Source organism: Paraburkholderia sp. NPDC080076, from assembly GCF_050281145.1.
Lineage (GTDB): Bacteria > Pseudomonadota > Gammaproteobacteria > Burkholderiales > Burkholderiaceae > Paraburkholderia.
This window is the reverse complement of record NZ_JBNNWQ010000018.1, coordinates 1-12016: the sequence shown is the minus strand read 5'-3', so window position 1 is coordinate 12016 and position 12016 is coordinate 1. Positions and strand designations below refer to the sequence as shown.

Genomic DNA, 12016 nt, shown 5'->3' with positions numbered 1-12016 from the left:
CGCCGGTCAGGCCGCTTGCAGCCGCTCAGCGATCCGCGTGTGAATGCGCGACGCCAGAAAGGCCGACCTTGTCCGCGATGCGAATGAGTTGGGCCAGCGATGTGACTTCCATCTTGGCCATCACGCGCCTGCGATGAACCTTGATCGTCTGTTCGACCGTTCCGAGTTCGCTTGCCACCTGCTTGTTCAGAAGGCCGATCACGACGAGCGACATCACTTCGCGCTCGCGCGGCGTCAACCGCTCGACGCGATCACGAAGCGAGTCGAACTCAAGCCGGGTCGCTCGCATTCGCACCGCACACGCGAGCGCCTGATCAATCGCTCGCAGCAGGTCAGTATCGGACACCGGTTTGGGCAGAAAATCGGTTGCCCCCGCTTTCATCGCGCCGACACCCATCGCGATGTCACCATGCCCCGTGATGAAAATGATCGGCAGCGCCGCATTGAGTTCGCGCGCCAGTTCCAGTCCGCTCAGATCCGGCAACTCGATATCCAGCACGAGGCACGCGGGACAGGCATCGACCGGCATCCTGTCGAGAAATGCGCGTGCCGAACCGAATGTCTCCACCCGATAGCCCGCTGACCGAATCAGACGCGCCAGCGCGCCGCACACGGAGTCGTCGTCGTCGACGACGAATACAAGCGAAGCAGAATCTGTCATGGTTTCTATCGCGACTCATCCTGCTCCGTCGCATTCCCAACAGGCAATGTGACAAAGAATGTCGCGCCTCGGTCAATGTTGTTTTCAGCCCAGAGTCGTCCGTGGTGCATGTCGATGATGGTGCGGCTAATCGACAATCCCAACCCGAGACCCTGGGGTTTTGACGTAAAGAATGGCTTAAAGATCTTGTCCAGCTTGTCGACAGTCAGTCCATGGCCGCGATCCCTGATGGCGATGCAAATCGTATTGCTGCTCTCGCGCATGAGCGTCACCGACACTACGCGGTCGACGGGCGGAAGATCGTTCATCGCGTCGAACGCATTGAGCAGGAGATTGAGCATGACTTGCTGCAACTGCACCTTGTCGCCACGCACGGGCGGCAGATCGTCCTCGACGTCGAGCGTCACGCGCGTGCCACGCACGATCGCGTCGCCGCGTACCAGTAGGACCACGTCGCGAATGATGCCCGCGAGATCGAGTGACACGACTTCCAGATCGCCCTTCTTGACGACCGCGCGAATGCGCCGGATCACCTCGCTCGCGCGATAGTCAGCCTGTACGATGTCGTTCAGGATCTCTCGCACTTCATCCAGATCGATGGGGTCCGCCGTGAGAAAGCGCTGCGCGGCCTGCACGTTGCTCAGGATCGCCGTCAGCGGCTGGTTCAGTTCATGGGCCAGAGATGCCGTAAGCTGGCCCACTGTGGACACGCGCGTCAGATGCGCGAGATCCCGCCGGTTGCGCTCCAGCTCGTATCGCTCGGTTCTGTCGACGATGATTGCGAGCGTTACGCTGCCGTCGTCGAAGCGAAACGCATTCAGACTGATCTCCACCTGAAATTCCGTGCCATTGTTGCGCCGCGCAGACAACTCGCGCAATGGCGTCCTTTCATGAGATTCCGGCAATGCGAACAAGTCGGCTCTGAGCGGAACATCGGTGTCGGCACGCAAAGCGGGCACGAGCAGCCCAACTGGCTTGCCTATCAACTGGTCGCATTCATATCCAAACAGCCGGGCGGTTTGCGGATTGACCATCAAAATCCGGCCACGCTCGTCGAGCATCAGAATCGAAATAGGCAACAGCGCGAGCGCCTCGCGAAAGTACGCTTCGCCGCTTCCTTTTTCCATCACGAGCACGTGAGAATCGTTCAACCCTGCGGATCGTCCGCCACTTTCATGAGACTGGCGCCGAACCGGTCGTGCGGAAGCCGCGGCATGGTCCCTCTCCGTTATCGGACGCCCCGCGCGTGCACGCTGACCTGCTTCCGGTGAATTCGCTTCTTCCGCCATTTGATGCTGCTCCACGCGCCTCTCTGCTGACGAACCGGTTCGTGATACGACGTCGCGCGAACCGGCACCAGCGGACATTGTGAAAACCTGCGGACGCATCGCAGCCAGACACGCCATCGCGCGCTCGACATAATCCGCAAGATTTGGCGGTTTAAGACTACGACTTGTTAGCGCAATTCGCCGGCGACTGGCAAACACCATCAACAGCCACAGAATGATGGCGGTTTCCAGAACAATGATCGCTGGCATGACGATGCTCATGACCGGGATTCCTCTCAAGAGCTTGCGCCGAGAGATGGGCTGACGGAAAAGCTCGCTCTGGATTTCGACGAGAGATAACGCGCCTGACCCGAAGGCTGATTTCGCCGCCACGTAAAAATGTGCAGCAGGCCGGAAAGTCAGGATCGTGATTCGCTCGCCAACGAGTTTTTTCAGGCAGCGTGTTCGCCAGATTGCGGTCCGTCACTTCTATAGCAGGTCGCTTGCGACGATTCGGTGAAATCGGCCAGCGCAGGAGACAACGCACGCATGGCCAGCCGTATGACTAGCCAGGTAACTACTACACACGACATAGAACTGGCCGGTAAATCAATCGTAGTCCTGATGCAAGCATTAGTAAATGTCGAGTTCGTGCATTCTTCAATCGATGCAATAAAATGCCGATTCGCTAACGCTGAAACAACACCTGGATTGAACCAAAGGGCAGTTGTTCACGCGCGGCGTCGCTTGTAATCTGAATGACGTGAGATTCGAATCAGCAAGGACCTGTGTTGCCCCGGCATCCGCACGTTACTGGTAAACCTGCATACGTCGGAATGGGAAAAGAAAACAATTAGATTCAGCATTGATGTTATGTGCAGCGACGAGGTCCCGCTAGCGGCGATTGCATCCGCACGGAGAACAGCTTGATAAAGGCACGCCGTGCAGGACGAAGCGGGTCGTGCTCCGTTGCTCTATGGCTGATTGCGAATCAGTCTGCTCGCGCATGCCCGATGCCGTACGGTTGCTACAAGGTATTCCCGCCTTGGGACAGTCATGACGAAGGCCCACCCTGTTATACCTCGACGTCCCCGTCAACGATGCCGAAGTAAGTGGCTAGCGAGTATGACGAGCCGGTGACAACGCTGCGCGTCCGCCAGTCGAACCTGGCAGCGCAGTGGCGCGCATGTTCAAGCGCCTCAAAACCAATGAGTCGTGCCTGCGTGAATTGGGCATCGTGCGATTCGACGTCGGCATGCATTGCTGCGAAGCGAGTGACATCCCGATGTTTCCCCTGGCAACGCCGGCTTCACCGAACGCACCGACCCGATCGGTCACGTTCGGGCACGTTCGGGCACGTGTGACGAGGCAGCGGATTGCGCACACACGTTAGACCAAGGTTCAATATCGGTGTCCGCACGGGTCCCCTATTCTGTCTCTTGGGCACGCGCGTTTGATTGCCCTTTCCAGAGCTCGGCCTGCGGAAATCAGGAACCAGGTCAGTGTTACGAAAGCGGTGGTCGCGACACTTTTCCTCGCTGATAACCGTTTGATGGCTATGTGAGGGCGATGTCATGAACAAGCGTCTCTTATGCTTTGCGATCGCACCGGCGCTGCTGTTCGCGGGTACCGCAGCTGCGCAATACCCGGTTCTGGATATGGTTGCCGGCAAACTCGTTCAAAAATATCAGCAATCGTCATGCGAGCAGTTGTGGCAGGAAAAGGCCCAGCAAAAAGGCCGGCCCAAGCCGGAGAAGGAACAACAGGCCGTAGAACTGCTCCGCAGCGATCCGCAGATGCGCGCCGCGTTCATCGACAAGGTGGCTGCGCCGATTGCCAGCAAGATGTTCGAGTGCGGCATGATCCCGTGATCATCGCCGGGTATGCCGCTGAACTGGACTACTCATCGAGGCCACGATGACCTACGCGAAATTCCTGTGCTGCGTGACCGTCGCCGCGCTTGGCCTGGGCATGATCGCGAACGGCCACACCCAGCAGCCACAGAAAACGCAGCACACCGCTAAGGCAGCGGCCAGGCCCGCGAAGGCTGCCGCTCCGGCGTTCCAGACAGGACTCGAACCACGCGCGATCGAGGTGCTCAAAGCGGCGTGCGCCCGCCTGGCCGCCGCCCGATCGATGGCATTCACGGCCGTCGTCTCCTATGAGAGTCCGAGCCGCCTTGGTCCTCCCCTCGTCTATTCGACCAGATCGGAGGTGACACTGCAGCGGCCGGACAAGCTCAAGGTCATCACCCTCGGCGACGGGCCGCCCTCGGAGTTCTATTACGACGGCAAGGCGATGATGGCGTTCGAGCCGGCGGAAAACCTGGTTGCCGTCGCCGACGCGCCACCGACGATCGACGCCGCGCTACAGCTCGCCTACGATTCCGCCGCGATTTATTTCCCGTTTACCGATGTGGTCGTCGCGGATCCCTATAAGGACATTGCCGACGGACTGAAGGTCGCTTTCTATATTGGTCAATCGCGCGTGGTCGGCGATACGACGACAGACATGGTCGCGTATATCACCGGGGATGTGTTCGTGCAGATCTGGATCGGCACGCAGGACAAACTGCCGCGGCGCATCTATGCCGTCTACCTTAACGACCGGACCAGGCTGCGTCACGTGCTGGAACTGTCCAACTGGCAACTCGATGTGACCGTCCCCGCGGATGCCTTTGCTTCGGCCAAAGCGACCGGTGCGGCGCGCATCGCGTTCGCGCGCCCGGACGAGACCGACGCCCCAGGAATGAAGCCGCCGCCAAAGACGAAGCCGCCGGGGCCCCAATAAGGACACGCATCATGAAGACCGTCGTCATCCGTCTCCTGAGTGTGCTCGTTGCGGCGCTCGTCACCGATCCAGCCGGCGCGTGGTCGCATGCGAACTATCGCGGAGGTAGCACATCGCACGCGCCCGGCTCGGATTCCACAACCCGCAGCAATGCCTGGGGTGGCAGCGAAACGCACACCTACGGGCAAGGCACGACCGCAACCGGCCGCTATGGCGGTACTGCGACCCACCAGGAAGGGTCGGGGCAAACGACCGCTACCAATCGTTACGGCGGGACCGCAACCCATACATATGGTCAGGGCACCACCGCGACCAGCGCTTACGGCGGCACGGCAACCCACGCTACGGGATCCGGTTACACGACATACACGAGTTCATCGGGCGCGACGGCCTATCACAGTCCCTACTACGGTGCGACGTATCCTGCGTACCATCCGCCGGTCGTCGTGAATAACTACGGGTCCGGCTGCTACAACTGCGGCGGCTGGTCCACAGCAGGCGCAGCCGCCGCGGGCGCAGTAGTCGGTGTAGCAGCCGGCGCCGCCATTGCTTCGGCCAACACGGCAGCCGCGACATCTAACGCATACAACGCCGGTGTCGCAGCCGGCAGCGCCAATGCGTACAACACCGCTGCGGTTGCCAGCACACAGTTCGCGATGGGTTCGGTCTACGCAGCGCTGCCAGCGGGCTGTATCTCCCCAAAGGTTCAGGGTGGCACTTACTATTTGTGCGGCAATACGTGGTTCCAACCGTCCTATGGTGCGAATGGCGTCTACTACCGAGTGATACCGCCGCCCTCATAAACTGCCGCCGCTGACCCGGTGCACTCGCTCTCGCGAAGCATCCGGATACCCTGCGCCGCTGCGGCTGTGTGTGCAGAATCGGGGAACCGGCATGCTGGTGCGCAGCGGCGCCCATAGCATTTGCAGCCGCGTCCGTTGCGATGAGCCGCTCCGCATTCGCATCCCATTTTCTATTTTTAATTGCAACCCTGACTGTTGGCGCTGCGATAGCATGTTTTTCCACTCGGGCTCTTGTAGACACCTTTGCCGTTCTTCGTCCTGGCCTCTCCACCCTTGCTGGTTTGCGTCGTCGTCACGCCGTTCTGATTCTTTTGCGCCTTCCACGCGTTGCCCGTATTTGCGTTATAGCCGCCGGCCGCTTGTGCGTTGTTGCACGCTGTCACGCCACGAGCGTTGGTGACGCACTCCGCGAACGCAGTCGAAGACGCCACTACACATATCAACATGAACAGAATCTTCATACTCACCTCCTGATGTGACCAGCGTGAGATTCTTGCGATCTCCTCCCGACGGGACGATGCGTCCGGACTGATGCATATTCCAGTTTAGTCGCATTCACTCCCGCGCATATTGCACTTCGACTCCTCAAGTCCTATTGCGAGCAGCGATGATTCAGCCCCCTTATACGTCAACTCGCACATCACACTGGTTCAATCGCTGGTGGGTCTTGAGCAGGTGACCAGCGAACAAATACCTCCGCGATCGAGCGGTTACTGCCCGATTATGGTGAGCGCGGCGCGCATGGGTCCAAGGGAGACTCTGACTACCCCATCGAGCGGTGTGTTCATTTCCATGATCATGAAAATTGCGCCGGCCGCCGACACCGCGCCCATCACCAGGACGGTGATCGTTGTACCGTTGCGAGGGGCGAACAGGCCAAATGTGCCGAAAATGATGGCCAGCCACACCACCAGAACAACCAGTAGCGGCGTGGGGATGGAGGCTTTCTCCTGGAGCAATGCCAGCCAGCGCGTGGTGTAAACTTCATCGACAATCTGCAGCGCCTTGGTTTGCAATTGACTTTGCGCCGCGTTGTGCGGCGAGAGGGTTTCCACCTGGCGTTGAAACTCTTCTGTCCTGGCTATTGCCTCCGGGCCAGTCATTCGCACGACTTGTGCCGCATCACCGTCAGCGAGTAACGCGATCGACGCAGCGGTGATGTGTTTAAGCTGGGCGCGGATATCGCGTGTCTCCGGTCCATATCTGGCCAGCACGCGATCAAGACGGACGATGTTGACGGCGCTATGTACAAGCTCCCCGTTCGTCGTGTCGAAAGAGCCTTTCGCCGATGATATGAGCAGACCAAGGACTAACGCGGCAAGAGTAGCGAGAAGGCCGGTCGTCAGCTTCACCATACTGATCGATTCGTCGCTTAAGTGGTGTTGCGGCAGCACGTCGCGCAGGTAGGAACATGCTAGCGCGCTGCCGAGAACAACGATGAATACAATCAGTGCGACGACGAGGTGGCTCATCCTGCAATCCTCCGTCCCGGATAATAGGGGTAAACGCCCCGATCTTCGAAGCGACGCGCTTGCCGCGCCCGTGCTGCCGTGGGCCGACGTTCCTCGTGTTTCATGAAAGCGCACGACTGACGAAGCTCGGCCACACCCACCCCCAATCCGCATCTTGCGCGCAGCACCGCAGTATGCAATTGAACCAAGGTCCAATAGCATACTGCGGTGGCGCGCCTATCTTTCTAGATCTGCGTCACTGTTATGGATGACCTGAAAAGCGGATGGGCGGAAACGAAAACGTTGCTCGCCAAGATGTCAAAGGTTCATGAAAATGCTTCAGGTCAGCGGCGTACCGCCTACCGCCATTTCCACGGCCTTGATCAGGATGGCGCCGTTCAATGGTTTACGCAGATACGCGACAGCACCCGACACAAGCGCGGTCTGCCGAGCGGAAAGCTCGTCGTGTGCGGTAATCATGATGATAGGCAGTCCGATCGGCGCAAGCTGACGCTGGACCTCCAGGCCGCTGATTCCCGGCATCTGGATATCCAGAACCACACAAGAAGGCCGATATGACGGAATCGCCGAAAGCGTGTCCAAAAACTCTTCACCACTGGAGAACGTTTCTGCCTCTATACCGACAGACTGCAGTAAACGCCTGATGGCGCGGCAAACCGATTCGTCATCGTCGACCACAGCAACGATTTGGTTGGGATTGACCATATTACGATGCGACCACGCAATCGCTCTCGCTAGTAGATTTTTGCAGCTTCAGCCTACCGGGAGATAGCAAAATGAGATATAGGGCTTTGGTCCACTAGCAGCGTCGACCACAGTGGTTGAGGCCGAGCAGGCATCGTATGAGGTGTCGATCAGACCGCGCGGAGATCACTCGTCGTCGGCCGCGTGCACCCCGGCCTTTTCCGCGAGCCGAACGAGTTCGACAATCGATCTCGCCTTCATCTTCTCCATCACGCGGGCCCGATGAATCTTGATCGTCTTTTCGGCTGCGCCCAGATCGCTGGCAACCTGTTTGTTCAATCGACCTGTCAATACGAGCGCCATGACTTCGCGCTCGCGGCGCGTGAGATGATTAACCCGTTCCTCGATCTCCGCCCTTTGGGTTCTTTTCGCAAACTCTATACATGCGCGCTTAAGCGCACGATCTATCGCAGCGAGCATGAGCGATTCGCTTACCGGCTTGGTTAGAAAGTCGAATGCGCCGGCTTTCATCGCATCCACACTCGAGACGACGTCGCCGTGCCCCGTCAGAAACACGATGGGGAGGAGCTGGTCGAGCTTGTGCTGCACCTCCAGCCCCGTCATGCCGGGCATCTGCAAATCGAGAACGAGGCAAGCGGGTGTGCTCGCCAGATCGGTTCTATCCAGAAAGGCTTCCGGACTGTCAAAGCATTCGACGTGATAGCCCGAGGCGCGCAGCAATCGGGTGAGTGCGCATCCTACCCGTTCGTCGTCGTCCACGACGAAAACACGGGTTGTGGGCTGGCTCATGGTGACTGTGGGCCGCAGCCCTGTCGTAAGCCGGTTCCCTGGGGCAGCGTTACGTGGAACGATGCTCCCTTGCCATTGTTGTTCTCCGCCCATATTCTGCCTCCGTGACCGGTGATGATCGTGCGGCTGATGGAAAGACCCAGCCCGAGCCCTTGAAGTTTGGTAGTGAAAAAAGCCCTGAAAATCTTGTCCATCTTGTCGACGGTCAGGCCCAGCCCGTTGTCTTTCACCGTAATCCGCACTCCTCCATCCGGTTCTTCCCGCACGGTTGTCTCGACCACACGTTCCGCGGGAGCACACTCCTTGACCGCATCGAAAGCGTTCAACAGCAGGTTCAGTACGACCTGCTGAAGTTGAACCCTGTCACCCCAAACCATCGCCAGATTTTCGGAAATGTCGAAGCGGGTGCGAACGCCGCGAGTCAGGGCGTCGCTATGCACAAGAACAGCGATGTCGCGTACGACGTCGCCGACGTCCAGCGGTTGCAATTCAATATCGCCTTTCCGCGCCAATGTCCGGATCTTCTGGATGACTTCGCTCGCCCGACGGTTATCCGTGACAATATCTTCCAGCGCGCCACGGAGTTCCGCTTTGTCGGCAGTCTCCGACTCCATGTATTTCTGTGCCGCTTGCGCGTTGAACAAAATGGCGGTGAGTGGCTGCTTCAACTCGTGTGCAAGCGATCCGGCCAGCTCCCCCAGAGACGAAACGCGCGCCAGATGTACGAGTTCCTTCCGGTTTCGATCCACTTCCTGGGAGGCACTGCGATCCGATATCGCGATGATGCGCAGTACCTGGTCGTGAACCGTGTATTTCGTGGTATTGGTTTCCGCGGGAAAACCGACGCCATCACGCCGTCGCGCGACCAGCACCTGTGTCGTTGAAACGCCGGCATTTTGGCTTGCGTCGCCACGCTCTTCGACTTCCAAATGGTCGCCACCCACGCCACGAATCGGGAACAGCATCTCCGTCGGTGCGCCGGCCAGCTGTTCCCTCGTGTAGCCGAACAGTTCTATCGTTCGAGCGTTCGCAAAGGTGATCTGATTCCGATGGTCGACGGTGACGATCGGGACCGGCATCATTTCAAGCGCCTCCCGCAAAGGAATCCTTGCGTTGAGCATCCGGCGCGTACCGCGGCCGCCTCCCAGTAACCACGACACGCATGTGACAACACGCCCTCTCCATCCCGGCGCCGAATCGGGATCCTCAAGGGGGTCGGCCGTGGCCTGCATGCTCGACACGCCAATGTCACAGTGAAGGGATGGGAGTAAGACCTGCGTCGACGTCGTTGAATGAGAATCGTGTCGTTCGCGAATCGTGGCGCCACTAGTTAGGAAAGCATGTATGTCGGGGGAAAAGCTTTGAAGAAAATAGCGTTGTTGTGCGAACCAGGCTATTGACGTTGTAACTACGTCTATCACCCGGTCTCTCCCCTGCATGATCGGATTGATCATCGGTATCTCCGTACCCAGTTCGCGCTGATTCAGCCAATATGGCTGCGGCGCCTGATCTACTGGATTCAACGACCTAGTTGACTTCGCGAAAGTTGCCGCGAACATCCGGCAAGGTAATAGCTGTAATTTAGTATAGGCCGCCGCAAATTATTTACCGGGGACTTTGCGTCATTTTTCCCGATCGGCAGGATCACTATAGGCCAAGGTGTCCTGCATTTTCTGACATAGATCAGCAAATAGGGTAGACCCGAATAGTTTCATTTCGTACCCAGTTAATTATCACGATGTCATCCAGGTGGGTCGATGGCGCAAGCGCCGGTGTCGCGGGATCGACAAACTTCAAATATCGACGACGCTCGCGCGCAACCGTTTTTTTTCCATAGCGAACAGAGGTCTCGCAGGTTACATCGCACCGCAATCACCAGCCGCCCACACAGGCCACAGGTGAAGCGCGGATGAATGAGCGCAAAGCCGAGGCAGTTTCTTGATCCCGATGCGTTTGCCTGTCGATGCATTCGTGCACCCTGGCTTCTATATGTGCATGCAGGGTACCGTTCATTGTCGATCAACGCTCAACTCGTGCGGATCAGGCGGGAGCTGGGCAATCCGGCGGAGCCGACCACGCATCACCCACCCAATGCAATGATTGCCATGGTCAGTGCGATGCCGAGCGCAACCATCGCGCATCCTGTTTTCCATCCGCCGTAGCCGGCGTGGCGGCCTAGCGCCACGCCACTGGCAAATAACATGGCAAGGGTGAGTGCACGCGACACGATCAAGGCAGTCGGGACATCCCTGAACAGGATGAACGGCAATGCAACCGGAAACGTCGAGAAGACCACGATCAAGAAAATGCCCACCGCGCCGATGAAGTCATTGCGCACGAGGCGCGGGCGGTGCGGCAAAGCAGTGACGGCAGCGAGGCGCGCGCGGATGAGTTCCAGTTCCGTATCGGCGATCAAGGGTTTGATCCATCTTGGCAACGCGTCGCGAAGGGCGCGAACCCCGGCGGCCGCGTCCGGCTCGCTTTTTACCGTCGACGCGAGTGTGAGCCGTCTGGCGCGATTGGTCACCGTGCGTATGAGAAACATCACAGCATCCGCGAGTCCCCACGCGAGGTTGCAGCCAAGTGCCGTGTAGAACATTTTTCGCCCAGCGTCTTCGCCTGCTGTCACGGCCGACACGGCGCCGACGAACGTCAGCGCCATAAACAGACCAAAACACAGTTCCGACACCCGGTCGACGGTATCCAGAACCGGCTCGCGCGCTTCGACGTCTTCGTCATCCGTCGGACCAGTAGCGTACATGAACTCTCCGATTGCGGTTAGCGCGTGATCGTACTCTGATCGTACTCACTACCCTGCCGAATCGGCACGTGGCGTTCGACACCTCGCGCCGAGCGAATGCCGTTGAGCGAGGAGGCCTCCTCTCGCGAATTGAAAACGCGCCATGCGGCGTAGCGAACGGGGAGCGCGGATATTCACGCTTCATCTGACTGTCGGATGCGTGACGCTTGTACAGGTTCATCAGGATCGGATGACCACCCCGCCCTGCGGCATTCCGCGCGCGTGGCACGAATGTGGTTCCTCACCGGCCTTCATCAGTTGACCACGAGCGCAGACTTGCAGCATACGGCGTTCGACGTGGCGACGATATTGGACCAAGGTTGTATGGCATTGCTTTACGCCGAGACCTACATTGGTAAGGGATCTTCGGAAAATTACTCAGGTCAACGTGCGCATGGAGACATGGTAATGGCGAAGAAAGAAGCGAAAAAAGACCCGTCCGGGGCGGACAAAACGCTCTCCTACAAGGAGTATCGGAAGGCGTTGTTCCAGTTGCATGTCGAACTGGTCAGGCTCCAGGAATGGGTGATTCAAACAGGCAGCAAGATCTGCATCGTTTTCGAAGGACGCGATGGCGCGGGCAAGGGCGGCACCATCAAGGCAATCACCGAGCGTGTGAGTCCGCGCATATTTCGCGTCGTCGCGCTGCCCGCGCCGAGCGAGCGCGAAAAGAGCCAGATGTACGTGCAACGCTACCTGCCCTACCTGCCCGCCGCTGGAGAAGTCGT

11 protein-coding genes and 1 pseudogene are annotated in these 12016 nt (G+C 58.7%); 4 read left to right on the top strand and 8 right to left on the bottom strand.

The genetic code is table 11. From position 1 onward, the window contains the following. Positions 1-25: 25 nt before the first annotated feature. Both ACQKRQ_RS40185 and ACQKRQ_RS40180 read right to left on the bottom strand, forming a co-directional pair. Entirely contained in the window at positions 26-661 is a 636-nt protein-coding gene (locus ACQKRQ_RS40185; protein WP_132383119.1) for a response regulator transcription factor, read from the bottom strand. Between the two features lie 5 nt (positions 662-666). Then, positions 667-2211 carry a sensor histidine kinase gene (locus tag ACQKRQ_RS40180; RefSeq protein WP_427483270.1) on the bottom strand — a complete coding sequence of 515 codons (1545 nt, stop codon included), beginning with the start codon at positions 2209-2211 and terminating at the stop codon, positions 667-669. A gap of 1292 nt (positions 2212-3503) precedes the next feature. Between ACQKRQ_RS40180 and ACQKRQ_RS40175 the strand changes: the two genes are divergently transcribed. Genes ACQKRQ_RS40175 through ACQKRQ_RS40165 form a run of 3 tightly spaced genes read left to right on the top strand, consistent with a single transcriptional unit; the run spans position 3504 to position 5522 of the window. Beyond that, positions 3504-3800, top strand: coding sequence for a hypothetical protein (locus tag ACQKRQ_RS40175; RefSeq protein ID WP_132383115.1), 297 nt, complete (start codon positions 3504-3506; stop codon positions 3798-3800). A 46-nt stretch (positions 3801-3846) separates the two neighbouring features. Then, a complete protein-coding gene (locus ACQKRQ_RS40170) occupies positions 3847-4719 on the top strand; it encodes a DUF2092 domain-containing protein (protein WP_427483269.1) in 873 nt (290 codons plus the stop codon). Positions 4720-4730: 11 nt separating this feature from the next. Beyond that, a complete protein-coding gene (locus tag ACQKRQ_RS40165; RefSeq protein WP_427483268.1) occupies positions 4731-5522 on the top strand; it encodes a hypothetical protein in 792 nt (263 codons plus the stop codon). A 176-nt stretch (positions 5523-5698) separates the two neighbouring features. Here ACQKRQ_RS40165 and ACQKRQ_RS40160 read toward each other — a convergent pair whose 3' ends face one another. The 6 genes from ACQKRQ_RS40160 to ACQKRQ_RS40135 form a co-directional block, all read right to left on the bottom strand. Continuing rightward, complete coding sequence (locus ACQKRQ_RS40160; RefSeq protein WP_132383109.1) at positions 5699-5983, bottom strand: hypothetical protein; 285 nt, start codon at positions 5981-5983, stop codon at positions 5699-5701. 249 nt (positions 5984-6232) lie between these two features. Then, complete coding sequence (locus ACQKRQ_RS40155) at positions 6233-6994, bottom strand: hypothetical protein (RefSeq protein ID WP_427483266.1); 762 nt, start codon at positions 6992-6994, stop codon at positions 6233-6235. 318 nt (positions 6995-7312) lie between these two features. Further along, complete coding sequence (locus ACQKRQ_RS40150; protein ID WP_408181871.1) at positions 7313-7699, bottom strand: response regulator transcription factor; 387 nt, start codon at positions 7697-7699, stop codon at positions 7313-7315. A gap of 165 nt (positions 7700-7864) precedes the next feature. Then, on the bottom strand, positions 7865-8488 hold the full coding sequence (locus tag ACQKRQ_RS40145; protein ID WP_342960743.1) for a response regulator transcription factor: 624 nt from the start codon (positions 8486-8488) through the stop codon (positions 7865-7867). Further along, positions 8485-9942, bottom strand: coding sequence for an ATP-binding protein (locus tag ACQKRQ_RS40140; RefSeq protein ID WP_427483264.1), 1458 nt, complete (start codon positions 9940-9942; stop codon positions 8485-8487). Before ACQKRQ_RS40140 ends, ACQKRQ_RS40145 begins: the two co-directional genes overlap by 4 nt. Before the next feature lie 626 nt (positions 9943-10568). Beyond that, positions 10569-11249 carry a hypothetical protein gene (locus ACQKRQ_RS40135; protein ID WP_427483263.1) on the bottom strand — a complete coding sequence of 227 codons (681 nt, stop codon included), beginning with the start codon at positions 11247-11249 and terminating at the stop codon, positions 10569-10571. 270 nt (positions 11250-11519) lie between these two features. On the opposite strand from ACQKRQ_RS40135, the pseudogene ACQKRQ_RS40130 reads away from it, so the two are divergent. Beyond that, positions 11520-12016, top strand: a pseudogene (locus tag ACQKRQ_RS40130) (hypothetical protein); the annotation flags it as partial.

What these genes read in the sequence shown, in the direction of transcription:
- ACQKRQ_RS40185 (WP_132383119.1), bottom strand. Translation starts at nt 661, where the DNA reads ATGACAGATTCTGCTTCGCTTGTATTCGTCGTCGACGACGACGACTCC.
- ACQKRQ_RS40180 (WP_427483270.1), bottom strand. Translation starts at nt 2,211, where the DNA reads ATGAGCATCGTCATGCCAGCGATCATTGTTCTGGAAACCGCCATCATT.
- ACQKRQ_RS40175 (WP_132383115.1), top strand. Translation starts at nt 3,504, where the DNA reads ATGAACAAGCGTCTCTTATGCTTTGCGATCGCACCGGCGCTGCTGTTC.
- ACQKRQ_RS40170 (WP_427483269.1), top strand. Translation starts at nt 3,847, where the DNA reads ATGACCTACGCGAAATTCCTGTGCTGCGTGACCGTCGCCGCGCTTGGC.
- ACQKRQ_RS40165 (WP_427483268.1), top strand. Translation starts at nt 4,731, where the DNA reads ATGAAGACCGTCGTCATCCGTCTCCTGAGTGTGCTCGTTGCGGCGCTC.
- ACQKRQ_RS40160 (WP_132383109.1), bottom strand. Translation starts at nt 5,983, where the DNA reads ATGAAGATTCTGTTCATGTTGATATGTGTAGTGGCGTCTTCGACTGCG.
- ACQKRQ_RS40155 (WP_427483266.1), bottom strand. Translation starts at nt 6,994, where the DNA reads ATGAGCCACCTCGTCGTCGCACTGATTGTATTCATCGTTGTTCTCGGC.
- ACQKRQ_RS40150 (WP_408181871.1), bottom strand. Translation starts at nt 7,699, where the DNA reads ATGGTCAATCCCAACCAAATCGTTGCTGTGGTCGACGATGACGAATCG.
- ACQKRQ_RS40145 (WP_342960743.1), bottom strand. Translation starts at nt 8,488, where the DNA reads ATGAGCCAGCCCACAACCCGTGTTTTCGTCGTGGACGACGACGAACGG.
- ACQKRQ_RS40140 (WP_427483264.1), bottom strand. Translation starts at nt 9,942, where the DNA reads ATGATCAATCCGATCATGCAGGGGAGAGACCGGGTGATAGACGTAGTT.
- ACQKRQ_RS40135 (WP_427483263.1), bottom strand. Translation starts at nt 11,249, where the DNA reads ATGTACGCTACTGGTCCGACGGATGACGAAGACGTCGAAGCGCGCGAG.